This window comes from Amycolatopsis sp. NPDC003865, from assembly GCF_053605345.1.
Genome location: NZ_JBSGJA010000001.1, coordinates 920,655 through 944,904, shown reverse-complemented (window position 1 = coordinate 944,904; position 24,250 = coordinate 920,655). Strand labels below are relative to the sequence as shown.

General features: G+C 66.4%; 19 protein-coding genes. 11 read left to right on the top strand and 8 right to left on the bottom strand.

Annotated elements, in window-relative coordinates:
* Positions 1-2: 2 nt before the first annotated feature.
* Genes ACWEVP_RS04125 through ACWEVP_RS04115 form a run of 3 tightly spaced genes read right to left on the bottom strand, consistent with a single transcriptional unit; the run spans position 3 to position 5,441 of the window.
* The gene (locus ACWEVP_RS04125) at positions 3-1,271 is read right to left on the bottom strand and encodes a hypothetical protein (protein WP_452061164.1); all 1,269 of its coding nucleotides are present in this window, start codon (positions 1,269-1,271) and stop codon (positions 3-5) included.
* Positions 1,264-4,665 (bottom strand): AAA domain-containing protein, encoded by a 3,402-nt coding sequence (locus ACWEVP_RS04120; RefSeq protein ID WP_452061163.1) that lies wholly within the window; start codon positions 4,663-4,665, stop codon positions 1,264-1,266. The genes ACWEVP_RS04125 and ACWEVP_RS04120 overlap by 8 nt, the downstream gene beginning before the upstream one ends.
* Positions 4,659-5,441, bottom strand: a complete 783-nt coding sequence (locus tag ACWEVP_RS04115) for a protein kinase domain-containing protein (RefSeq protein ID WP_452061162.1) — start codon at positions 5,439-5,441, stop codon at positions 4,659-4,661. Before ACWEVP_RS04115 ends, ACWEVP_RS04120 begins: the two co-directional genes overlap by 7 nt.
* Positions 5,442-5,985: 544 nt before the next feature.
* On the opposite strand from ACWEVP_RS04115, the gene ACWEVP_RS04110 reads away from it, so the two are divergent.
* The 3 genes from ACWEVP_RS04110 to ACWEVP_RS04100 all read left to right on the top strand — a co-directional run bounded on the left by ACWEVP_RS04110 (position 5,986) and on the right by ACWEVP_RS04100 (position 11,030).
* Entirely contained in the window at positions 5,986-8,553 is a 2,568-nt protein-coding gene (locus ACWEVP_RS04110) for a hypothetical protein (protein WP_452061161.1), read from the top strand.
* A gap of 228 nt (positions 8,554-8,781) precedes the next feature.
* A complete protein-coding gene (locus tag ACWEVP_RS04105) occupies positions 8,782-9,861 on the top strand; it encodes a helix-turn-helix domain-containing protein (protein ID WP_452061160.1) in 1,080 nt (359 codons plus the stop codon).
* Complete coding sequence (locus ACWEVP_RS04100) at positions 9,858-11,030, top strand: hypothetical protein (RefSeq protein WP_452061159.1); 1,173 nt, start codon at positions 9,858-9,860, stop codon at positions 11,028-11,030. The genes ACWEVP_RS04105 and ACWEVP_RS04100 overlap by 4 nt, the downstream gene beginning before the upstream one ends.
* Here the strand turns inward: ACWEVP_RS04100 and ACWEVP_RS04095 are convergent.
* Positions 10,990-11,568: a hypothetical protein gene (locus tag ACWEVP_RS04095; RefSeq protein WP_452061158.1), complete on the bottom strand. Its 579-nt coding sequence runs from the start codon at positions 11,566-11,568 to the stop codon at positions 10,990-10,992. The genes ACWEVP_RS04100 and ACWEVP_RS04095 overlap by 41 nt on opposite strands.
* 511 nt (positions 11,569-12,079) lie before the next feature.
* Here ACWEVP_RS04095 and ACWEVP_RS04090 point away from each other — a divergent pair.
* The 5 genes from ACWEVP_RS04090 (at position 12,080) to ACWEVP_RS04070 (ending at position 17,242) form a co-directional block, all read left to right on the top strand.
* Positions 12,080-12,952, top strand: a complete 873-nt coding sequence (locus ACWEVP_RS04090) for a hypothetical protein (RefSeq protein ID WP_452061157.1) — start codon at positions 12,080-12,082, stop codon at positions 12,950-12,952.
* 114 nt (positions 12,953-13,066) lie between these two features.
* A complete protein-coding gene (locus ACWEVP_RS04085; protein ID WP_452061156.1) occupies positions 13,067-13,948 on the top strand; it encodes a conjugal transfer protein in 882 nt (293 codons plus the stop codon).
* A gap of 17 nt (positions 13,949-13,965) precedes the next feature.
* Positions 13,966-14,205, top strand: a complete 240-nt coding sequence (locus ACWEVP_RS04080; RefSeq protein ID WP_086676642.1) for a hypothetical protein — start codon at positions 13,966-13,968, stop codon at positions 14,203-14,205.
* On the top strand, positions 14,202-14,663 hold the full coding sequence (locus ACWEVP_RS04075) for a hypothetical protein (protein WP_452061155.1): 462 nt from the start codon (positions 14,202-14,204) through the stop codon (positions 14,661-14,663). The genes ACWEVP_RS04080 and ACWEVP_RS04075 overlap by 4 nt, the downstream gene beginning before the upstream one ends.
* Positions 14,664-14,674: 11 nt before the next feature.
* Entirely contained in the window at positions 14,675-17,242 is a 2,568-nt protein-coding gene (locus tag ACWEVP_RS04070) for an ATP-binding protein (protein WP_452061154.1), read from the top strand.
* A gap of 32 nt (positions 17,243-17,274) precedes the next feature.
* Here ACWEVP_RS04070 and ACWEVP_RS04065 read toward each other — a convergent pair whose 3' ends face one another.
* From ACWEVP_RS04065 to ACWEVP_RS04050, 4 genes are all read right to left on the bottom strand, one after another.
* Positions 17,275-17,802, bottom strand: a complete 528-nt coding sequence (locus ACWEVP_RS04065; RefSeq protein ID WP_452061153.1) for a hypothetical protein — start codon at positions 17,800-17,802, stop codon at positions 17,275-17,277.
* A gap of 68 nt (positions 17,803-17,870) precedes the next feature.
* Positions 17,871-19,007: a NucA/NucB deoxyribonuclease domain-containing protein gene (locus tag ACWEVP_RS04060; RefSeq protein WP_452061152.1), complete on the bottom strand. Its 1,137-nt coding sequence runs from the start codon at positions 19,005-19,007 to the stop codon at positions 17,871-17,873.
* A gap of 11 nt (positions 19,008-19,018) precedes the next feature.
* The gene (locus ACWEVP_RS04055; protein WP_452061151.1) at positions 19,019-19,921 is read right to left on the bottom strand and encodes a hypothetical protein; all 903 of its coding nucleotides are present in this window, start codon (positions 19,919-19,921) and stop codon (positions 19,019-19,021) included.
* A gap of 208 nt (positions 19,922-20,129) precedes the next feature.
* Positions 20,130-20,462: a hypothetical protein gene (locus ACWEVP_RS04050; RefSeq protein ID WP_452061150.1), complete on the bottom strand. Its 333-nt coding sequence runs from the start codon at positions 20,460-20,462 to the stop codon at positions 20,130-20,132.
* Between the two features lie 221 nt (positions 20,463-20,683).
* Between ACWEVP_RS04050 and ACWEVP_RS04045 the strand changes: the two genes are divergently transcribed.
* The 3 genes from ACWEVP_RS04045 (at position 20,684) to ACWEVP_RS04035 (ending at position 24,177) form a co-directional block, all read left to right on the top strand.
* Complete coding sequence (locus ACWEVP_RS04045; RefSeq protein WP_452061149.1) at positions 20,684-22,579, top strand: hypothetical protein; 1,896 nt, start codon at positions 20,684-20,686, stop codon at positions 22,577-22,579.
* Complete coding sequence (locus tag ACWEVP_RS04040; RefSeq protein WP_452061148.1) at positions 22,576-23,565, top strand: C40 family peptidase; 990 nt, start codon at positions 22,576-22,578, stop codon at positions 23,563-23,565. The genes ACWEVP_RS04045 and ACWEVP_RS04040 overlap by 4 nt, the downstream gene beginning before the upstream one ends.
* A 180-nt stretch (positions 23,566-23,745) precedes the next feature.
* Positions 23,746-24,177, top strand: coding sequence for a hypothetical protein (locus ACWEVP_RS04035; RefSeq protein ID WP_452061147.1), 432 nt, complete (start codon positions 23,746-23,748; stop codon positions 24,175-24,177).
* The last annotated feature ends 73 nt before the right edge of the window (positions 24,178-24,250 follow it).

The following is a 24,250-nucleotide window of genomic DNA, read 5'->3' as shown; positions in this document are numbered from 1 at the left end:
GGTCATCCTGACCTCAGCCTCCGGTACTCTCTGTCTACTTCTTCAGGGATTGCGACCACGGTCCCGGAGTAGGCGCGGAACGGGCGTCCGCCACCGCGGAAAGCCAGCCAGGGAAAGTCCGATACCACCCATATGCCGTCGTAGATCAAGGCGTTCCCGTGGTGGTCGTCCGTGGTGTGGTGGATTCGAAGCCGGTTGTGGTAGCGCCTCGCGAGTTGGTCCAGGTCCCGCTCGGCGGCGCCGTCTTCTCTCGGAAATACCAGGTCGGTCTGGACGTTTCGCTTCAGCGCCTGTTCCAGTTTGCCGAGAAACGTTGCATCCACGACCGAGCGGGTTGCTCCGTCGGTGACGATCAGGAGCCGATCCGTTGCCTCCTCGAGCGCGGTCATCAGGATGATCTGGTGTTCGAAAAGCCGGATTTCGCGGAAGAATGGTGTGCCACCTTCCGGCTGTGGTCCCCGGTCGACCTTTTCGCGTGCGACACCGAGGTGCGGAGGCAACGGCGCGGCGGGACCGGTCGGAACGACGCGAAATCCCAGGCCGGCGGGGCCGCCGAGGGTGTTGAGCACCGATTCGTGGGCTTCGCTGGGATCACCGTCCAGGACGACGGCGGTTTCGACCTCGCCGCGGTCCGGGTCACCGTAGATCAACATCTCCACCGGCATGTACCGATGCGTCGACGGCGTCACGTCGTTGACGTCCAACACGTCGATCTTCACGTCCCGGCCCGGTGGCCGCAGAATGGCGTTCACTCCCGACGGGGTGACGTCCGAGGTCTTGATGCGGGTGGTGCGCTGTGCGGGCAGGAGGAGGTAGCCCTCGGCGAGCGCCACGCGCTTGGTCATGAGGTCCCGCGGCTCATAATCGGCCACCCTCCAGGTCAGCCGATCGAAGGCCAACTTGAAGGTCTTCTGGACCGGTCTGATCGACTCGAGCTCGTCGGCGAGCCGGCGCCCGCGACCGGTCAAGGTCAGCTGCCCGAGCGCCGGGCCGAACTCCAGCGCACCCTGCCGGTAGTGATCGGCGACGACGGCGTTGACCAAGTCTTGCTCCAAGCCCAGGAAAGCGGCGATCTCGGCCGCGCCGCGGACGTTGGCTTTGGTCAGACGCAATACGAATTCGTCGAGCAGCGGCAGAGCTTTGACCTCCTGGGCCAGGATGTCGGCGGCGACGATGGTGACTGGCACAGCGGCTTTCTCAATACCGAGCAGGGTCAGGCCCGGGCGTTCCTCCCGGAATCGTTTACTGAGCAGAAGATTTGCGTCAACCACGGTCCACCCCTTGGATCTCGCAATCGTCGGGATGCTTGGCGATGTACTCGACGATGTCCTTCAGCGCGCCGTTGCCGGTCCGGCAGAACTCGGCGTCACCCACGATGGTCATCCCATAACGCGCCCGGGAGACTGCGACGTTGATGCGACGCCAATGCTCGGCACCGAGGAAGCCGAGCTTCAGCCTGGGGTTACTCCGCGTAACGGAAAACATCGCCACGTCGCACTGCCGGCCCTGGACGGCATCCACGGAAAGCACGTCCACGGCCAACCGGCTGAACCCTGCAGGGGAGAGCCGGCGGCGCAGCTCGGCCACCTGCCGACGGTACGGTGCGATGAGCAGCACCTCCAAGTGCTGCTGGGAGTCCGGAACCTGAACCACTCCTCGCTCGATGGCGTTGTTCAGCGTGGTGAGCCGCTGGAAGACCACTCTCGCTTCGGCTCGGTTGGCGTAGCTGATGCCTCCCGGGCCGCGGTCCTCCCGGCGTTCCTCGCCGAGTTGCGAAGTGTCCAGCCAGAGGACGGGCTTGCCGAGCATGCTGTAGCCCGGCAGGCCGTCGTCCTTCGGGGATCTGAGTTCTCCCTCGTAGAAGCAGTGCGACACCATGTCACCGATCGGCCGGATCATGCGGTACTGGTCACGCAGCCGGAACTTCGAATGGTCCGGCAGCCGGTCGGCGAACCACTTGAACAGGGTCTCCTGGACCAGTTCCCGGTCGATGCTGTGTTCGTTGAGGATTTCCTGGGAACGGAGAAGCTCTTCCTCCTGAGGGGGCAGCTGGTTCGTGTCTCCGACCAGGATCGCCCGGCGTGACCGGGACAGCGGCACCAGCGCTTCGGTGGCCGTGGCCTTCGACGCCTCGTCCAAGATGCACAAGTCGATCTCCAGGTTGCGCACGGCGGCCTGGCCGACGAAGCCGACACAGGTTCCCGCGATGACCTGGGCGGTGCCGAGGAACGCCTCGGCGAGGCGGTGGTCGGTCCTGGTGCGCTGGAGCCACTCCGCCTGCAGTTCGACCAGCGTGAGCAGTCGCTGGGACGATGCTGACGTCCCGAGCAGCGCTTGCGCGGCCGTGAGCGCGTCACCTGCGGTCAGCTTCGGTGCCAGCGTCAAGTCCCCCTCGAGATGGCCGTCGGCCTCGGCGCACAGCTGGTTGTAGCGGTTGTCGAGTTCGTCGATGCGCTCTTGCAGACCGCTGTCGTCCTCGACGATCTCCAGCGAGGTGGCCAGCATGGAGGTCGTGGTGCCGCTACCCGCCCGGCGATCGATCTCCCGTCTGAGATCGTCGCGTTCGCGCACGACCTCGGCCAGCTGCTTCAGAGCCAGTGCGGCTCGCAGGTGCCGGACGTCGATCCCCTGCTTTCCCGCTACCTTCTCCAGGTAACGCTGGGCGCTGCGTCGGATTCCTTCGGCCCATTTCGTCATCTTTTGGTTAAGCAGCATGTGGTGCACGGACTTGTCGACTCGGGGATCGTCCGGGTGACCCAAGCGGACGATCTTCGAGATCCCGGCCCGTTCGAGGCGGGCCAACGCGTTATCCACCGCGACGTGCGTCTGGCTGACGATGAGAATCCGTGCGTTCGGCCGCTCGCGCAGCGACTGCACGACAGTTTCTGCGATTAGGTCGGTCTTCCCGGTTCCGGGCGGTCCTTCGACGAGCAGGATGTCCGACATGCCGAGTGCAGACTCGACGACCTTCTTCTTACCGGTGTCGAGCACTCCCGACCAGTCCTCGACGACGTGCGGTACCGGTGCATCGACCAAGGCCGGATCCTGGATCTTGGCTCGCAGTTCCGGTCGGGCTGCGGTGCCGTCCCGAAAGGCAGAGATGGCGTCTCGTTGACGTTGCAGGGCCTTCCTCGTCGGTCCCAGGAACGGCCGGATGGTGCCTTTTCGCTCGAGGGATGGGATACGCGCCTTGGCTCGCAACGTGATCGCGTCGTCGTCTTGGCCGATGACCTGGCCGTAGGCGAGCACACGACGCGAGTCTCCGGCGACGATTTCCCAGTCGGTGCCGATGATGTCGTCCTCGATCGGATCCTGCAGTTCGAGATCGACCTCGCGGGCCCGGATGGTCCTGTTTAGGTAGCGGATCGCCCGGAGAGAGCCGCGCGCCAGGTCTTCGCGCGCCTGCAGGACCTTGTTCCACTCGTGGAAGATGTCCAAGCCGTCATAGCCGGTGGCGAGGTCCGTATTGCGCTTGGCCTCCTTGTCTTCGTCGAATGCGTCGAGAGAACGCAGCAAGTCGTGGCGCCCATTCTCCGCCTGGACGCGGTTGCGGGGCTCACGGCAAACCCAAGTCGTGAAATCGGCGACGTTGAGGGCGTCTTTGCGAAAACGTTCAAGCTCTTCGTATTCGGGTGTCCGAGCTCCGGTGACGACCATGGTCGGCGGCTCATCGAGCTTGACGGTAAATTTCCACCGCTTTCCCGCCAGGAACACCGTCGAACGGTCGGTGGCGCGCTTCGCGCTATCGTAGCGGTAAGCTGCGTGCACGTCATCGCTCATGTCGTCCAGAACGGCGGCCTCCGCGCTCATGCCGGGGCCTGCCAGCTTCTGCTTCGCCGAGTGTTTGAGGTGCAGCCAAACCGTGCTTCTGCTGGCGACTGGAAGAACGGACCGGCCACGAAGGACATTCTTCAATTCGTCGTCCAAGGCGGCACCGTTGACGGGGCGCAGAGTGTGGTCCGGTTGGACGCATCGACTCAGCAGCTTTCGCACATCAGGCGGCACATTGATCGCTTGCAGGGCAGGCTCGATGTCCGCGAAGTTCCGCAGCTTCTCCTGGTGCAGCGCTTGAATCAGCAGTACGCCCGTCGAGTAGACGTCACGCACGTACTTCACGTCCCCGTCTCCCTCGGGTGGAGTGTAGGGACCGGAACGAAAGTGCATGACGGTATGTTCTGTGGGGCTCCCTTGCGCCACCTTCGCTATGCCGAAGTCGGCGAGCAACGGGGAACCCGCATCGGTCATGAGGACGTTGCTCGGCTTGATGTCGCGGTGCTCCACCCCTTTGAGGTGTGCATACGCCAGCGCTTGGACCAAGGGCGTAGCCACTTCGCCGGCCAGGTCGTCCCACGTGTATGGGCCGTTCTCCTTTAGCACGTCGGAGAGTGAGGCCTCCACCCAGTCCAAAACCAGGTAGTGCGCGTTTTGGTCTTCGTCGAAACCGGCATCTCGCAATTTGATGATGCTGGGGAAGCTCAGCGCGCGAAGGCTCTCCAGTTCCCTTACGACGGCGAGCTCCCGATGAGGGTCGTCCGATCTGACCACGAGCTTGACCGCGACGAACGTCTGGTCGGTGATGTCGATCGCCTTATGGACGCTGGCGAACCCGCCTGGTCGGGGTGGTGTTTCGAGCAGTACGTACCTGCCGCCGATCGCGTCTACCACGTCGTCGCACCAGTCCTGAGAAGCTCGCGGAACGCATTTGCGTTCTGCGGCCGATCGGCCGGATCCTCGCGCGTCGCCGCTACTACGATCGATCGCCACGGCTCGTCTTCCGGCAGCAATGGCGATCCGTTTGCCGGTAACCGCCCCGTCCGTGCCCAGCCGATGATCTGCCCGAGGCTGTAAAAATCGGCACTGGCGCTGGCGGCGTGGGCATCGACCGCCTGCTCCGGAGCGGCGAAGCCGATCGTGCCGAAGAACTCACCCTTGGTCGTCCGGCCCGTGAAGGTTGTGTCTCCCTGTGGCCGTCGGCCGAGCCCCCAATCCGCGACTGTCCACCGGCCGTCCAGTGACAAGAGGTTGGCGGGCTTGAGGTCACGGTGCACCCAGCCTGCTTGGTGCGCCTCTTCCAGCGCCGAGCAAACGGCCAGGAGCAAACCGGTCAGTGTGTCGTCGTGGGCCAGTGAGGACCTGACCTGCTCGGCATTGCCCTTTGCCAACGGCATCACGAACCAGTCGTGGCCCTTGCCGTGGTCGAGAACCGGCATGATGTGCTCGTTTCCGAGCAGGAGTTGACCGAACTCGATCTCGCGCTGCATCCGCGCCACTGCTTCGACGCCGAAGGAAAGCCGTCGCTTGAGCGCGATCGGCGTCCCGGTCGGCCGGTGTTCACCGGGGAAGACCTCTGCTTGCCCACCCTGTCCCAGGGGCCGCGGACCCAGGCGGTACGCCCGCCGGTCGTGGCGCGGAGCGTCCCCCAAAGGATCGTTCCAGGTCAATTCCGTTCCCTCCTCGCCCGGACGAGCGACATCCAGGGAAGACACACTACCGAGCGCGAATCCGGCAGTCCGAGGGGCCAAGCGCGGTCCGTTCCGCCGAAGCGACGAGCTCCCCGTGGCGGCTGAACGATCACGGGAACGCGTCGGGTCGGCGCCGATCGCGGCTGTGACTGATAGCTTGTTGCAGCGCGCAACGCTGGTGGGGCGGTTCTTAGTTCGACTCGATTGCCGAATGTGATTGCTCCTCACTCTGAGTGCGCTTTCGGGCCAGTCGTCCGGCAGGGCCGGAAAGAAGAGTGGATCTCCGGTGACGCCGATCCCCTGTTCAACACGTGGGTAGAGAGGTAGTACCTCCTTCAGTGCCGGATGGCCACGTCGCGCCCGGGGTGTCCTTAATTTCAATAGACGACGTGCGGTGGTTGAGGCACCGATCGGTCAGCGGGCATCGCTGCGCCGGCGCGGCGCGTCCCTCCCACGATCTCCCGTCGTAGGCCGGTTGGTGGATACCCTGCTTCGGCGCGCGTTGTTGGTGCACACTTGTCCGGTGCCTGCGCCTTCTTTGCCGGATGGTCTCGAACGGGAGCCGGGTGTGTCGGGACGTGCTCGCCGTGCCGGACTCCTCTCCTTCTCGCTGCTCGGTCTGACCATGATCGTGTTCGTCACCGTCGGCGAGACGTTGAGGCCGGAGTCATTGGTGCTCCTCGGCGTCGGCTTCCTTTTTGTCGTTCTGGGCTTCTTCCTGCTCAGGGTCGGCAACTTGGAGGCCCTGCAATGGGATGAAGACGACGAATGGAATGTTGGCAGGAAGCAACCGGACGACGAAATCTCGAGGTATCTCCGAAGTCCAGAGTTCGACGACTTCGGCACCTGGACGGCCCGCCTTGCGCTGCGGGTACTGGTCGAGGACGCCTTGGCCGACGAGACCGTGATCAAAGCCCTGGCGGGCGAGCACCTGCAGCGTGAGGACGCCAGGCTGAGCATTCTGGCAGACGACTCGCTCACCGGGCGAATTCGGATCGAACAAGACCGGGTGGCCCGTGCCGAGGAACAGCATTCATGGCCCGGACTGCACCCCTTGGTCCGGCTGGCGAACTTGCCTGCCGGGCACTACGGCTGGCTGACTGCCGTTGCGGTGTTCGACATCGGGTACATCTCGTTGATGCGAGCTGTCTGGCCTTGGTTGCCGCTGCCCTTGCATGTCATCGCCGTGGCCGGATTCATCTCGGTGGCCGTGTTGTCGGTCCGGACGGTCGGCCGGCGCGCTCCGGGTGTTCTCGGCTGGACGGGCGACGATATGGCCGAGGAACCGCACCCGGAGCTTCTCATCCTCGGCGACCGGCGTGAATACCTGCTGGTCGAGGTCGTGGTTCCAGCCATCCACGAATTCGTCCGCGCGAACCGATCGGTTCGTTTCGGAACGCGGCTCGTCCACGCCGATATCGGGAATCTCGCCGAGGTGGACGACGGTGAGACGGTCATGACCGCCGGAGCGGAGCGGATGCGGCGCATCATCGAGCGGTCCGGGGCCGGGGCGGTCGCACTCGCGGGTTCCCGGGGCGTCGGCAAGACGACCGTCATCAGGGCGATGCGGGAAGGGAGGCTGAGCGCTGGCGAGTCGCGACCGCTCGTGGTCATGGCTTCCGCACCCGCCAACTACGAGGCCAGGGACTTCGTGCTGCACCTGCACGCACTCCTGTGCCGAACAGTGATCGACGAGATGAACCTCGCCTTGTACCCCTTGCTGCCCGACGGGCCGGAAGGGCTCTGGGCGGCAGTGCGCCGAAGTGGAGAACGGGTCGTTCGATTCCTGATCTTCGCGGTCGTGTGCTGGAGCCTGGCGTGGTTCCTCTGGGGTGGCTCCCTGTCGACGCTGTGGCAAGAGGTGCGCGCGCTCGGCTCTGCCGCAGTCGCGAGTTCGCCGTCGTCCGTAGACGCCTTGTGGACCGAGCAGCCGCTCGGGCACCGCATTGCCTTGGGGCTGATCGGTCTGGTCGCGTTGCGCGCCGCCTTGGCGCTGGTGGTGGTGCCGGTTGCGCTGCTCGTGTCCTACATTCGGCGTCGAATGCGCGATGATTTGCTCGATCTTCGCAAGTCGGCTCTGCAGCAGCTGGCGGAGACCAGGTTCTTGCAGACGCACACCAGCGGTTGGTCGGGCAAGCTGAGCCTGCCACTGAAAGGGGAGGCCGGCCGAACGTGGTCGACGCAGCGGGCCGAGCAGCAGTTGACGCACCCGGAGATCGTCGAGAAGCTGCGGTTGTTTGCTGAAGAGAGTTCTGAGGTACTGCGGGAAAACGGCGTTGTCGACCGAATGGTCATCGCCATCGACGAACTGGACAAGATCGGCGAGCCGGAGAAAGCGCAACAGTTCATCAACGACATCAAAGGTGTGTTCGGCGTTCCTGGCTGCTTGTTCTTCGTATCGGTTTCCGACGATGCGGTGCACAACTTTGAGCAACGCGGATTGGGTGTCCGAGACGCCTTCGATAGTGCGTTCTCGGAAATGGTGCGCTTGGAGCACTTCACCCTGAACGAGAGTCGTCAATGGGTGATGTCCCGGCTTCCGCGGGTAACCGAAGAGTTCTGCTACCTGCTGCACTGCCTCTCGGGTGGTCTCCCTCGCGATCTGCATCGCTACACGGTCGAAGTGATCGACGTGGCTGCCAGGGTGTACGAGCCGAGTCTTGCCGTGGTGGCGGGCACTCTCGTTCAAAAAGATCTTTCGAGCAAGGTGCACGCCCTGGTTGCTCACCTGAGCACCTTGGACGTCTCGTCGGAGCAGTTGGCATTCATTGCGAAGCTGCTCGCCGTCCGGGAGGCCGAGGGTGCGTTCGAGCTCGGCCGCGTGGCGCGGGACCTCATTCGCGACACTCGTCCGGATTCGGTGAACCGGATCGACATCCTTCGGTGGAACGCCGGATGTGCTGGATTGTTCTGTGCGACTGTTCTCGAGATTTTCGCCGACGACCTCGCTCCGGCGTCGTTAACCGACGAGTTCAATGAGCTTGCGCTCGCGCGCAGACAGATGCAGGCGCAGCCACACCTGGCGTGGCAGCGGATCGTGACCTTCCGCAAAGCACGAGATCTGGAGCCTGAAGCGTACGTCGGCAACTGAACACGGGCGGCAAGGCGCACCTGTGCGAACTGGAGCCGGAAGATGGGTCGCATCGCACTCCTCGGTCAGGCGGCCAGGGCTCCTCGGCGTGCAAGCGCGGGTTGACGGTACTCCACTCCCGTCGTACCGGTCGAGTGGGCGAGCCAAGGCGCGCCGGGCGTCATCTCGGAATTTCTGAGAACACTTTTGGTACACTTCTGCGGTTGGATCCCAAGGGGAAGAGGGTTGATGGCCGATACGGCAGCAGTGGCGCGCATGGTGCGCCTGGTTCGCGAGGCCAGGAGCTGGGCGCAGCACGACCTGGCGACCGCCGCCGGGATCTCGCAGGGCTTCGTGTCGAAGATCGAAAAAGGTCTCCTGCCTCTGACGGATGACTACCTCGACAAGGTCGCTACCGCCCTTGCGGTGCCGCCGGACCTGCTCCGAACTTCGGATCCGATCGGCGGCGTCGAGGTCACGTGCCTGCACCACCGGCGCCGTTCCAGCGTCATGTCGGTGACGACGATGCGGGCGGTCGAAGGGCTGACACACCTGACGCGGCTTTCCGTTGATGGCTTGTCGAGGGGCGTGGACACGCTGCCGCGGCGCGAGCTGATCCGGATGCCCGTCGAAGAGCATGGAAGCCCGGCGACGATCGCGGGCGCGCTCCGGAAGATCTGGGACTTGCCTTACGGTCCCGTCGACGACGTCGTAGGCCTGCTCGAATCCGCAGGTGTCCGCGTCATGCGTCGTGACCTGGGCACGACGGCACAGGATGCGGTGAGTACCTGGCCCGCCGGGGAGCAACCCCTGATCCTGATCAACCATGGTCTACCGCCGGATCGCGAGCGGTTCACGCTCGCGCACGAAGTCGGCCACCTGATCATGCACGAGTTGCCGTCAGAGGAGCAGGAGAAGGAAGCCAACCAGTTCGCCGGTGAGTTCCTCACGCCAGCGACGGACCTCGAACCGCTGCTCGAAGGCCTGACAGTGCGGCAGTTCCCGAAGCTGGCCGAGCTGAAGCTGACTTGGAAGGTCTCGATGGCGATGCTGATCCAGCGCGCTGCTGACCTCGACTGCATCTCGGCCAACCAGTTCAAGTCGTTCCGCATCCGGCTGAACCAGTACGGCTGGAGCCAACGCGAACCCGGTGACCTCCGCGCGGAGTCGCCGCGGCGCATCGCCAGCCTGGTAAAAACCCAGCTCGACCGGCACGGACACGATGTCGACACCGTCGCGGGAATCGCGCTCATGCTGCCGGAGCCCTTCCGACGTCACTATCTGCCCCTTGTGGTGGACGAATCCGGACCGGCGGCGGTGCGATCATGAAATCGGACAACCTGGGACCCGAGGGGGTCAGCGTGGTCGAACCCATCTCCATCGCGTCTGCACAGGACTCGCCGTACAGCCGTCTGAAGACGGCCCTCGCCGACGTCCTCCTCGTGCAGGCCGACGCGAGCGATGCGCACGTCGACATCGCGATCGAGCGCGCGAACCGTGCGGGCGGCGGCATCGTACTGACCGGGGAAAAAGCGCTGCAGAAGGCCGAGCACCTCGTCCGCGTGCAGCGCTACGAGCGGCCGATCTTGGTCGACCGGTCTCGGTACACGGGCAAGAACCGGTTGCCGGCAGCGGCCGCCTTCGACGCCGGCTGGATCCGGCGGCAGCGCCTGCTGGGGCTGCCTGCGGTGATCCCGGACGGCGGGTACGTCGACGATCACGACGAGGACGGGCTCCGCAGCGTGCTGAGGCGGGCCGCGGAATGGGGGCCTGATGTCGTGGCGCCGCTGTTCCTCCACGTGAGGTGGCTGCACCCGGACAACCTGCCGTGCCTGGTCGAGGCTGTGACGGAGGCAGGAGTTCCGATCGTGGTCGCCCTCGAACACCTGGACGACCCGCTCAGTACGAAGTGGGCGGTCTACGGGCTGGTTGCTCTGTTGCAGGTGCCCGTTCCGGTGCTGCTCCTCCGGTGCGACACATCGTCGATCGGCGCCCTGGCGTACGGCGCTGTCGCCGCCGCGGTCGGGACGCGCTCGAACCTGCGGCACTTCTACCCGAGCTCGGATGGCGGCGGAGGCCGTACACCCAAGCCCGCGGCCGTCGTCGAACGGCTCCTGTCCTACGTCCACCTCGACAAGATCGACCAGACCGCGCAACTGGACCCAGATCACCCGGATTGGCACTGCTCGTGCGACTGGTGCAACGGCCGGTCGCTGCAAGCACTTGCGTCGGCGCCGGACCCTGAGTTGGCTGCGTTCCTGCACTCCATCGAGATCCTCGACCGGATCCGAAGCGACATCCTCCGGGCTGGCGACCTCGCAGCACGGCGCCAAGCGTGGACCGAGCAGTGTTCGTCCGCGCAGTTCAAGCACATGGACATCAACGACACCCGGTTCGTCTGGAGCGTCCCGAAGTACCTCGGGCACTGGACCGGGAGGGGCAACGATCAGGCTGACCTCAGCGCGCCGGCGATGCCTCGACAAGGCCGTCTTCGATGAGACGCGCGTAGACCAGTTCCTCGGTCCACCGCGTCACCGTCGTCGGTCGTGCGGTGGCGACCGGGCCCACGCGGCCCTGATGTTCGACGACCGCGCCCGATGAGCTGCCCCGCACCACCCAGACCCCGTAGCGCTCGGCGTCCGCGAGGCAGGATCTTGGTGCCGGCGTGTCCTGGGGGAGAACCAAGACAGTCGAGCTGAAGCCTGCGAAGCCGCTGACCGCCTTCAGTCCTTGTTGCCAGCGCGACCCGGTTGCCAGGACAGCCGAGAGCGTGACTGCCGATGGCGGTGCGGTCAGCTCGGGCCACTCCCACAGCGCGACCGACGCGCGCTCGGTGACGGGCGGTGTGTTCGTCCGTTGCCGAAAGGCGTGAGCCTCCTCGTCGACCTGTGCCAGGACCGAGACGCGGCTACCGAACAAGGTGATGTTCTTGATCAGGCTTCCACGCCAGCCGAGAACCTGGACTGCGAGCTCTTCGAGAGCCTCGCCGTCGCGGTCGGCGGAGATGAGCAGGCCGCCTCGCCGCTCACTGGACATCGGTCGTGCCTTCTTCCCGGATTCGTGCTGACGGCCGGTCCTGGAGCCTAGACGCGTCACTCGATCGGGCACCAGGGTGTGGGTCTTTATCACCGCCTGTGTAGCGACTGTGCACCTGCCATTCGGCCACGATGGTGAGTTCGCCACTCGTCTCGTCGCGTAGTTCGAAGTACACCGAGTCACCAGGTGCCAGGCCTAGCGCGCGTAGCAGCTTGACGGGGATCGCGACCTGGTTGACCGGCGAGATCTTCCGTGGCCCCACCAAGTCCTGCATTTTTGTAATCCTACAAAAACTATAAGTTCCGGTCCAGGCCGACGGCCGAAAGTCAGGCAGTGGGAAAGACGCCGTTGACCTCGCGGTTTCCCGACCAACGGCACCTGTCGACCTGGAACCTTTCGAGTGAACCTCGGCTTGCTCCCGAGCGGGGCAAAGATCCGAACCAGCGAAGGACCGAGCAGCGGCTTCGACGCTGGCGCGGATTCTGTTCGTCCGAGCTGAGGAGCCGTTGTCATGACCGCGTCGACCCGTCCGTCCCAGCCGAACAGCCCGCTGACCTCGCTGCAACGCCAGTTCGGCCATCCGCGTGTAGTCGCCCGCTTCGACCGGGCTCTGCTCGGCTGGTCCGCCGAGGACCAGTCACTTGAGGCCGTCACGTGCCATCGAGATCTGGCGGCAGTCTTGGTGACACGGGACTACGCGCGGCACGACGAGGTGCTGCACGCGTTGCTGGTCCGGGCCGCCGAGCAGAGCGTGACCGGGGTTGTGGCCACGGAAGTTGTGGTCAACGCGATGCTGCCGGTCGTGCCGGGTATCGTCGGCCGGGTCGTTCGGGCGGCTCGCGCGGCCGCCGGCGGAAGCGGCGTCCGGCGTGGAGTGACCGGCGGCGGTGTCTCGACCTCGGAGGACAGCCGTGACATCCAGGCTTCGGTGATCGGACACCTGTGGGAGCAGACCCGCTGCTACCCGCTGCGGCGCCGGCATCACGTCGCAGCGAACCTCATGCGGGAGACTCAGCGCGCCGCGCAGCGAGACTTCGGTGTCGACCATAGCCAGGCGGCCGCGGACGTCGTCAGCATCGACGATGACGAGGTGCACCGGCCGTTGGCCGCCGCGCCGACGGAGGTGGACGCCTCGGAGGAGCTGCTTGAGCTGCTGTCGTGGGCGGTCGAGCAGGACCGGCTCGACGAGCATTCCGCTGCCATCCTGGTCACCCGCTACTTCGGCGATCCGGTCGGCCGCGACGGTGTGGCCACCGATCGCCAGATCGGGGCGTCGATTGGGCTGAGTCAGCCGACGATCACCCGTCACCGCCGCCGCGCGTTCGAGCAGCTGGCCGAAGCTGCGGCGGAGTACCCGGGCCACGAGCTTCCTCGGGCCGGCTGAATCAGACCGCGGCCCGGCGTGCGTGCCTTCGAATGGGGAATCTGGACCGGCGGAGGAGGTCGTGTAGTGCTTGGTCGTCGCGCCCGCCCTGATCGAGGAGCGCTGGCTGAGCTGTTGCCGGACGCGGATGCCGAGACCGTGATCTGTGGCGCGACTCGTCGTGCCGGCAGGGTCGCGGCGTGGCTGGCCGTGCTGGCCGGCCCGCTGCTGATCATCGCTGGTCTGGTCGTTCTCCAGCCAGCGGGTGCGCCGTCGATGCGGGACGGCGGCGCACCCGCGACCTCCACCTCTCCGGAGGGCTGGGCGGAGATGTACGTGCGTGCCTGGCTCTCGGCGACCCGGGACGACTCCGCCGAGCTCGAGGTCTTCTACCCGCCGGGGATGAAATCGCAGCGAGCTGTCGGCACGCAAGTCCCGGTCGATACCGCGGTCGTATCGGCGACTTTGTCGGCGCCTGGGGTGTGGTCGGTCGTCGTGGTCGCAGACGTGCTGGTGCTGCAGCCGGACGGCAAGCGCAAGGCGTCACTCCTGTGTGCACAGGTTGCGATGGCCGGGACCGGCGACACCTATGTCGCCACCTCGCTGCCCTCGCCGGTTGCTTGCCCCGGCACGCTCGGCGCCGCTGCGCTCGCCTACGACGAGGTCGCCGATCCGGCTGGTCCGATCGGGCGGTCGGTCACGGGGTTTCTGGCCGCCTACCTGGCGGGGCAAGGCCAGCTCGATCGGTTCGTCAGCCCGGGAGCAAGCCTCGGTCTGCCGAAGCCGGTGCCGTTCGCCGCGGTGCAGCTGACCGAGGTGCGGACGCACGAAAAGTTCGAGCCGGGGCAAGCTGCCCGGCCGCCCGACGGGACCACCGTCCACAGCCTTGCGCGGGCCTCGGCCTGGGATGCCACCGGACAGAGCACGCCGGTCGACTACGCGCTGGCACTTGTCGCGCGGGCCGGCCGGTGGGAGATCAACCGCATCGATCCGGCGCCGCTGATCGCGGGCCGCTAAGGCCGAGGAGAACTCCGATGATCGTGCTCGCCGCGGACGTGAAGTCCTGGATTGACACCAACCTCGCCTGGGGAGATCAGTCCGTTCGACGGCTGATCCTGCTGGCCGCGATCGTCGGCGGGATCGGGCTGCTGATCGGTACCCGCGGGAACTTCACCCGGGCGATCAAGTACGGGGTGATCGCGGCGATCTTTCTCGGCATCCTGCTCAACCTCGACGGGGTCGCCGGCATGTTCGGCGCCTGGTTCACACATTGAGCGCCCCGAAGAGCCGCGGCGAGGTCCTGATCGGCCGCTCCTACACGCGTTCGCGGCGGTTTCCGCGGATGTTCGGGCGGATGCCCGGCCGCGACGGCGGCTACCTGCCCGGCGGCCCCTACACCGTCACCCAGGGCGCCCTGTTCCTAGTGCTGCTGGTCGTGGTGTGGAAGCTGCCGCTGTTGGACTGGCTCGGGCCGGCCCGCTGGGGGCTGCCGTTGTCGGCGGTGTTCCTCCGGCGCGCCCGGATCGAGTCGCGGACGCCGCTGGGCTGGCTGGTTGGGCTCGGCGCTCACCTGCTCGCCCCGAGGGCCGGCACGCTCGGCCGTCGTCCGTACCGGCCGGCACGACCCGAACGGAGCCGCGCCAGCCTCTACGTGCACCTGCCGGACGAGGGAGTCGAGGAGACGCCGGTGTCGCCGCTGCAGCTGGTGCTGGCCCAAGCCCGGGAGCGGTGATGGAAAGCCCGGTGACCGACGTGGCCGGCAACCTGCTGTTCTGCGTCGACGGCTCGACCTGGGCGGTGTGGCGGGTGCTGCCACACGAGAGCGCCCGCTCCACCGGACGCCAGCTCCGCGAGCTCTACGACCGCACCGTCACGCTGATGAAGTCCCTGCGGGGCGAGGTCATGATCGCCTCGCTGTGCGGGCAAGTCCACGCCCACGCAATCGTCCAACGCTGCCTCCAGGGCATCGACCTCGATGCGAACCCGCACTGGGCGGAGACCGTCCACAACGCCTGGGACCAGCTCGACACCCTCGACGTCCTCGGCCGCAGCTACTGGCTCGCCAAGCCCCTGTCCGGGCGCGGCTGGAAGGACACCGCCCAGGCCATGTTCCGCGCGACCAGCGCGGTGCTTGGCAACCAGCTCGGACTTCCCGCTCGACCGGCATCGGCAGCTGCGGTCGCGGCCGGTCGAGAGCGCGCTCGGGCAGCGGCGCAGGAACTCGGCGGCGCCGTCCCGATGCGGCCGGCGACCGAGGCCGAGCTGCTGTGGTGGCTCTGCCGCGCGCCGGTCCGCGGCGTCGACGAGCCGCAGCTCGATCGCGCGGCCGCGGTACACAACACGGGAGCGACCCTGCGACGGGGGAGCGGACGCGCCCGGCTCACGACCTTGCGCTCATGCGTGTTCGACGAGGGCGGCCGCACCGACCCGCCCGTGGACCGCCACGGCTGGGGCCCGCTCCGACTGCTGAACCGCCGGTTCGTCAAGTGCGTGACCCCGCGCGATGACGGCGCGGTCGCCAGCTACCAGGCCTTCCTCGTGCTGGCCGAGATGCCGCGCGCGTTCACCTTCCCCGGCCACGAGATCCTGGCCAGGCTGGCCGACATCGGGTTCGGTGTCGACTACGCGCTGCGGATCACCGCCCGCTCGAACGAGGACGCCAGAGCGGCCAACCGCCGCCGCACCCGGGACCTGATGAGCCAGGACGAGGAGCACGCCGGCGACACCGCGGGTGTCCCGGCGGACGTCGTGTCGGCGCAAGAGGAGATCCAGCACAAGAACGCCCGCCTCGGCGCCAGTTCCACCGAGATCGACCTCGAAGTCGGTGTCGTCGCCTGCGTCTGGGGTGAGACCGCCCGCGACGCCGACGCCCGCGCGAAAGTGTTGCGGCAGGCGTTCCTGGGCGGGGAGTGCCGGTGGGAACGACCGCTCGGCGGCCAACGGCAGCTGTATCAGACGCTGCTGCCGGGCAGCCGGACGCCGATGGTGGTGCGCGAATGCAGCCAGAACCTCCTCGCCACCGACGCCGCGATGCTGCTGCCGGTCTCGGCGACCGACTTCGGGGATCCCGCCGGCGCGCTGTTCGGGTTGACCGTCGACGGCGGTGCCATCGCCCCGTTCCTGCTCGACCCGACCTACGGGCCGACTCACGACTCCTCCGGCGGAATCGCCGTGATCGGCGAGCTCGGCGCCGGGAAGTCGGTCGTGCTGAAGAACGTCGCCGCGGTCGTGCGGCTGATGCTCGACGGGCGGGTGATCGTCATCGACCGGACCCGCAGCCGCGAATGGGCCCCCGTCGCAGCCGCGCTGCCCGGCGACGCGCAGATCGTCGACATCCTCGACCCCAGCCTCGACGACCGCCCTGCCGCGGCCGAGCTGCGGCACTCCTGCGATCCGCTGCGGGTCTTCCGCACCGCCGGGAAGTCCAGCACCGGCATCGCCGAGACCTTCTTCGCGTCCTGGCTCGACCTGGAGTCCAACTCCGCCGAGCGGGACGCCCTCGGCCGCGGCCTCGACGCCGTCAGCGGACACCCCGAAGCCTCCAGTAACCGCCTTGTCGACATCCTCCGCAAGCACGGTGGACGCGATGCCGCTGCTCGCGCGCTGGCCGATCGGCTCGAGCGGCTGCGCCGCGACCCGATCACCCGCCCGATCTTCGACCCAGACCTCGCCCCGGTCGACCTGTTCGGCGCGGACATGGTCGTGTTCTGCACGAATGAGATCCCGCTGCCCAGCGCGCTGGAGATGAGCAACGAGCGGATGGCCGCCCGGATCCCGCCGCGCAAGCTCTTCGGCCGCGCCTTCCACCTGCTCATCGCCGCGATCGCCAAGGAAATCTGCTTCACCCCGGGGCGGTGGGGTGAGTTCATCTGCGACGAGGCCTACAACGTTACCGGCACCCCCGAAGGCCAGCAGATCGCCTTGGAGTTCGTCCGCGACGGCCGCAAGCACGGCGCCGACGCCGCCTTCGGCTCGCACGCTCCGAGCGATCTCGGCGATGACGTCCTGCGTGGCTTGATCGCGGTGCGGTTTCTTGGCCGCCACCGCGACAACGGGCTGGCTCGCAATGGCCTGGCGTGGCTCGGCGTCGACCCCGCCGATGCTCGCTACCACGAGGTCGTCACCAAGGACCTCTCGCCGCTGAACCCGGCCGGCGGCGAAGACGAACGCCGGCTCCGAGCGGGCGAGTTCCTCGTGCGAGATCACGCTGGCCGCGTCGGCAAGGTCAAGGTCATCACCCAGCCGTACCGCACCCTGCCGGAAGCCGTCCTGACCACCCCTACCGTCTCCCGAGGCCGCCAGACCCCTTGAAGTCTCTCGAGGGCTCGGCTCGACGAATCGCGCTAGTCGTCGTCGCTGACCGGGCCCGTTCGCCACATCGAGATCACGTAGTGCTCCGGCCCGGCGGATTCGTTGGCTGCTGTGTGGACGTCGGTGCTCGATCGGGCCCGCTCGTCGAGGATCTGCTGGCGGCGCTCGGCGGCCGCTTGGCGGCCTTCGTGCTCGACGATCACAGAGTAGGCGCCTGGCTCGACTTCGATGCCGATCGCGTCGCCGGTCGGTGAGCCGAGCGCGAGTTCCCCGCTCGGGCATTGGAGGTCGAGTACGGGACTGCGGTCGATCGCACGAGATAGCTCGGGTGATTCATTCCGGACGTCGACGGACACGGTGACGGACAGGATGTCCTGTGCGCAGTCGATGAAGAGCTCGTAGCCATCCGACGCGGCGACCGCTCGACGTGCGTCGTCGATCGTGCTGGCGGAGTCCGGGGCCGCGTCGCAATCTTGGTCGCGCAGAGTGATCAAGCGGTACGAAGGCACCATGACCAGCTGATACGTCGCAAGGGGGGCAACCTCGTCGTCGTGTGGCATGCAGCCGATTGTGTCGTGCCCGTGGTGGGACGGCACCCGCGCGGTGCCGTCCCACTCCTGAGCTGTGGCTATGGCACCACGGTCACGGTGAACGGGTCATGATCGAGGACGCGGTTCGCGCCGTAGAACTTGCCGAGCTCCGTCCCACCCTTGCCGTTGTCCGCGGCGGGGATGGGGCGGGCTGAACCGTGCCAGCTGCCTGGGTGGCCGTCGGTGGACACGCTCGAGCCTTCGTAAGTCGACTTGAAGGGGTACTCGTCGCATTCCATGTCGCCGGCCGTGTAGTTCGGGCCCCAGATGTCGGTGCATATCGCCACTGACGCCGTGTGGTTGGAGTCGGCTCGGTCTTTGTCCATGAGCCGGTGCAATGGGTCGTCGGTTGTTTCGCCGGGTGCGTTCTTGCCGATCAAGGCGGGGAAGGTGCGTTCGGGATGATGGAGCGTGTCGTCGACGTGACGCGCTTCCTCGTCGTACCCGGCTCCGCTGAGGTGCAATTCGAGCCTCGGTGCGTTGTCGGTGAAGACGGTTCCCTTGAACTTCCCGTTGCCGAGGGCGGCGTTCGCGCTGTCGAATCGAACACGGTTGATCGCCTGCGTGTCCTTGTAGAACGGGACGGTGTTCCCGTTCCGGTACTCGCCGGTAAAACCGATGGTCTCCATGAAGTCGACGATCTTGTAGGGGCCGGTGCCCACGTCGTCTGGCGACGTGATCGTGATCGTGTCCATCGTGGACTTGGTGTACCAGCCCCGGATCGTGTCTGTTCGGGACAGATTTGTGCTGCAGCTGACCTCGGAGGATCGGCAGTCGAAGCGGATGGTCAGGAAGGTGAGGTCGTCGGAGAGGGATGTGCTCTGGTGTACGTTCTCGACGCTGGTGACGTAGTCGACGCGCCGGCTGCCGTCATAGGCGAAAGCGAGGATCCAGAGCTCGAAGTCGAAGTAGCCGTAGTAGTTTCCGTTGGTGTCGTACAGGTTTACCTTCTCGGTGGAGTGGTAGCACTGCTCGAACCGGCTGCGGGCCCATCCCTGAACACGGGCTGCTTCGGTTTGGTGCCGGCCGCAGTCGGTGCGAAGGTCGTCGGCCAAGGCTGCAGTGACCCGGGAAGGGGCGGTCGCGGCGTCGGCTGGCGCCGCTGCCAGCGTGCCGCTGAGCGCGACGGCGGCAGCCGCGACTGCAAGCGCCCGGCGAGTTCGTTTCCAGGTCATGAGGCGTCGCGTCATCGTTTCCCCCGGTACTTCGCGTCGACGAAGGCTTGAGCTCGCAGCTCGAGCTCGTGGGCTTCAGCGGCATCGACGGTGGATTGAGCGGCTGCATCGGTCCGCGCGGACGCGGCTCCGGGCCGGACGATCGGCTTGGTGACGTCCCACGACGTGACGTAGGGGTAGCTGGACCCCGGAGTTGTCCTGACGGCGGTGTCGAAGCGGAAGCAGTAGTTCGGGTCCGCGCCAGGAGCACAGTTGCCGGCCGGTGCCCTCGTCGAGGTGTTGGCCTGGGCGAAACGCTGGAACTGGTAGTTGCCGTTGAGGTACATCACCCGGTTGCTGGTCGTGCTGAGCCCCACAAGTCCAGACATGTCGACGAGCGACCAGCCGGTGACGAGGTGGTGGGAGGACGGCCCGGGCTGTGTACCGGTCGTCCCGACCAGGGCGAAGTCGTAGTAGATGTCCCAAGTCGTGCAGTTGTCGCAGTGGGGCATGGCCATGAAGGTGTGCAGTCGGCTGTCGGACTGCGTCTTCGCGCTGCCGATCTTCTGGTACGAGTAGCCGGCGGTGTAGTCCACCCAGTAGGGCTGGAAGTCGGTCTGCGTCCCGATGTAGTGCATGTTCAAGCCGAAGCCGAAGGATTTCGTCATCGCTTCGTCGGTGAACATCTGGGTTTCGTTGTAGAAATCGGCCGAACCGAAAGGTGGTGGGCCGCCGTATGAGGGAGTCGGGTACGTGAACGTCACGAACATCCCGTACATGTATTCGTCCTGGTCGCCGCACATTTGCGCGACGGCGTCCCGCGGTTCCCGCTGGCAGATGCTGGGGCCCGCTGCATTCGCGGGTGCGGCATTCATCAGGATTTGCGTGACGGCGAGCAGGCAGAGTGCAGCCAGAGTTTTTATTCTTCGTCGCATGAGTGTCTGAGTCCCCTCGAGTCTGAGCGCGCCCGTTATCGGCGGGCGCGCACAGAGGCTCACGATAGGGTGACACTTGATCGGGCGACCAGTGCTGATCGGAGAATCAGTCGGCTAGCTCAGCTCCGACGGTCAAAGTGCAACACAGAGTAGGCGTCAACGGTTAGTTGATCACCGTGTTGGCCTAGCGCGACGGTAAACTGTGTGGTCAGGACCCTGCGCGGCCGCGCCGACGCTGGTCAAGGACCGCCAAGGCAGCACAGATTGCGGCGGCCCCGCCGGCGACACTGCCGACAACCGTTTGCCGAGTTCGCGCATCGCGGCACGCTTCGATCTGCTGATGCGCTTCCTCGGACACCAGCACCTGACTGGACGGTGCACCGCCACCGAGGAGGCGGTGGACATCGTCGGACCAGGAGAACGCGTCTCCGCACGGAAGCGTCGTACCTGACGTCGAGATGCTGACGTCCACGGTCAGTGCCCAGTAGGCGACAACGGCAGAGATCGCAGCCGCAATGCCCAACCACAGACCCACGCGCATAGCAAGATCATATCCCGCCGCCGTCCAGCGCAGAGCCTTGCGCGGACTGCATGGAAGCGCGCCCGCGACGACCTGTCTGAAAGGACATGTCGTCGCGGGGAGGGCCGATGAGGCTGGCACTTGCTGTGGCAATCGCTGCCGCGATCACCTTGCTGGGAGCGGGAGGAGCCCAGGGGCAAACGTCTACGAATCCGTGCGAACCGTATCCGACGTGCCTCTGGGTGCCCGGCAACCAGCCGGCACCACCGAAGCCGGACCCGGACGTGCCGCCACTGCCGTTGCAGGACGACCCCGGGCATCACGTTCACCTCGGCGGGATCTTCAGCATCGACGACGGCTATGGCCGCGACCTGCACAACTACGACCTCTTCGCCAATCTGCCTTCGCTGCTGGACAATCCGATGCCGGCGATCTGGCTGTGGCTGGGCAACATCGGCTTCGCCGCAGGCAAGTACGCGGTCGGGTTCTCGGTCTGGTTCACCGAATGGGCCGCCTCCACCCAGGTCTTCGACTGGATCAAGGCGCCGGCCCGCGACCTCGAAGGCATCTGGCAGACCTCGGTCATCGGCGCGCTGAAGCTGCGCGAGATCGCGCTGCTCATCGCGACCTGCTACCTCGGGCTGCTGTTCGCCCGCGGCCTGACCACCCGAGCGTGGCGGGAGACGGCTTCCACCATCGCGGTCAACGTCCTCGCCATCGCGATCCTCACCCACCCCGTCGACTTCCTCATCGGCGACGACGGCGTGCTGTCCCTCTCCCGCGACCTCGGCGCCGACGTCTCGAGCGTCATCATGGGCCAGGAGCCCGGCGGCACCGGAAACCCGGCCGCGCCGATCGGCCAGGCGTTCATCGACAACCTGCTGGTCACGCCCTGGGAGACGCTCAACTACGGCACGCCGATCAGCCGCGTCAAGGGCATCTCCGGCGCGTGCCAGTACTCGGTCAAGAAGGTCCTCGACGATGGGCCGTGGTCCGGCAAGGACGACAGCACGAAGGCTCGTGAGCTCGACGGCTGCCCCGGGGACTACGGGAAGTACAACGAGGTCGCCGACGGCGACCGCGCCCTCGGCGCCTGGCTGTACGCGATCGCGATGCTCCTGTTCGCGATTCTGGTGGTTTGCCTGAATACCGTCCAGGTTCTCGCCCCGTACCTGCTGCTGTTCGAAGGACTTCTGCTCGCACTCGCGTTGGTTGCTGCGCTGGTGCCCTCGATGCAGCACCAGCTCGCCTACCGGGTCAGCTGCATCGCCGCCACCATCGCCAAGCTCCTGGCCGGCATGGCGTTCCTCGCCGTCATGACCGTGCTGCTGCGCACCCTCATGCTGGCCGACCTCGGTCCGCAGCTCGTCCGGTTCGCCGTGATCGACCTCGTCGTCTTCTCCGGCTTCGTCTTCCGCAAACGACTCGCCGCGAACCTCCAGCGTGTCCGCGGCCAGGTCAGCTCCCGGTTGCAGCGTTTAGGCCGGCCTCGGCGTGCTCCGAAAGCATTGCCGACGCCGGTCGTTCCGGCCGGCCCGGATCGGCTGGCCCGGACGGTCAAGGCCGGGACGTCAGCGTTTGCGGAGACCTTCGCCCCGGTCGGACGGCTGAAGGAGCGCCTGGTCACCGCGGGCCGCGCCGGTGGTCAGGCCGGCGGGAAGGTGCTCAAGTACACCGTCGGGGCGCCGGTCTCCTGGCCGCACGCCGCTCAACGCGCGCAGACGGCGCTCACCGCGAAGGCCGGCGTCGCCAAAGTCGCGCTGGCTCGCCGTGCTGACGCCGCGAAGACCTACTCGGTCGCCTACGCCGGCAACCTCGGCACGGCGACAGGCGCCGTACCGGCCTGGCACGCTGCCTCGACGGTGCTCACCGCTCTCGGTGAGCGCACGGACCGGCAGAAGCAAGGACCGTCGACCTACCTCGCCACCGAACTCGCTGGGGCGACGCCGCCGGCCGCCGGCCGGAAACCGGAGTTCGCCGGCGCAGACCTCGCCGCCGCAGCCCACGACCGCGGATTCCTCTCGAAGCCAACGACGCAGCCAGTGGAAACAACTCTGCCGCCTGCAATGCTGCCGCCGTCCGTGACCTGGGCGCAGCGACTGCGTGACCGGCTCGGCGACTCCGCCGGCCGACGATGAACCCGCTACTCGTCCTGCGTGCTGCCGAGTTTGTGCGAGAACAGGTCCGTGAGCATCCCGGCCGCTGGGGATGCCTCGCCGTGCTGCTGCTCTGCGGGCCACCCGCCATCTGCGTGCTGATCGTCGTCGTCCTGTTAACCACGCTCTCCGGCACCGGCGACACGAGCTCGGCAGCTGCGCCGAGCGACGGCGCGGTGGCCGACATCCCGCCCGACTACCTCGTCCTCTACCGCCAAGCCGCCCAGACCTGCCCCGGGCTCGACTGGTCGATCCTCGCCGCCATCGGCAAGATCGAAACCGACCACGGCCGCTCCACGTTGCCCGGCGTCCACAGCGGAGAGAACCGCGCGAAAGCCGGCGGTCCGATGCAGTTCCTGCAGTCGACGTTCGACAGCGTCATCGCCCGCCACCAGATCCCATCCGGCGGCGCGCACCCGCCGTCGCGGTACAACCCGCACGACGCGATCTACGCCGCCGCGGCCTACCTGTGCGACTCCGGCGCCCGCGACGGCCGCGATCTCCACGCTGCGATCTTCGCCTACAACCACGCCGAGTCGTACGTCCAGAAGGTCCTTACCCAGTCCGAGCGTTACAACTGCGGAGCCGTGCAGGCGCCGAACCACGAGGCTCAGCTCGCGATCACCTTCGCGTGCAGCCAACTCGGCCTCCCCTACGTCTGGGGCGGTAACGGCCCGGCCAACGGTGACCGAGGCTTCGACTGCTCAGGGTTGACCAAGGCGGCGTACGCCTCGGCGGGGATCGACCTGCCGCGGACGGCGGAGGGCCAGTACCTCGCGGGACCGCAGATCGCGCCTAACGATGTCCAACCTGGAGATCTCGTCTTCTTCGGAAGTAGCCCGAGCCACATCACCCACGTCGGACTCGTCCTTTCCAACGGGTCGATGATCAATGCCCCGGACTTCGGCAAGCCTGTTCAAGTCGACAACATCGGGAAGGCGTTCGGGGCCAGCCGGCCTGCGCAATGAAAGATGCAGCTAATCCCGGCGTCGGCACTCTGGATGCGTGCTGGACTCAGCATTAGAGCCACCGAGGCCGGGTTCCTCGGAAGTCCTCAACTCAGGCTGTAACTGAACAGACAGCCCCAGCGACTCCTCAGCCAGGCTCCTCGGGGAGCTACGGACGCGGTGACTTCGAGAGGAACTGGGATGAAGAAGCTCGTGATACCGGGAATCTTCACGCTCGTGGCTGCTGTGATCGCCGGCATCTTCGGCTTGGTTCAAGCGAACATCAACAAGCCACCGTCGCCCGCGTCCCAACCGGTCACCCCGACTTCTTCGACGGCGCCGAGTTCTACGCCGGTTCCGACTCCTGCGTGCGTCAAGCGGGTGGCCATCACCACGCCGTCGACGGGAATCGAGATCGACGGAATCCAGGGCGTCAAGGTCAGCGGAACGATTTGTGGTCTCACGGAAGGAGAATCGGTCTGGTTGTTCGACTTCGACCCCTACGATCAGAACTACTATCTCGTCTACGACCCCGAGGTCGGGCCGCAGCCGGCGGCGAACTCGAACGACACCGAATTCGCCATGCTGGATCATCCAATCGGCGATCCAGGAGACCGGCGAAAAAGTACGTGATAACGGCCGTCGTCGCCACGGCCGGGTGTGCCGACAAGATCAAGGAGAGAAAGCCGGACAGCGAAGGCAACTA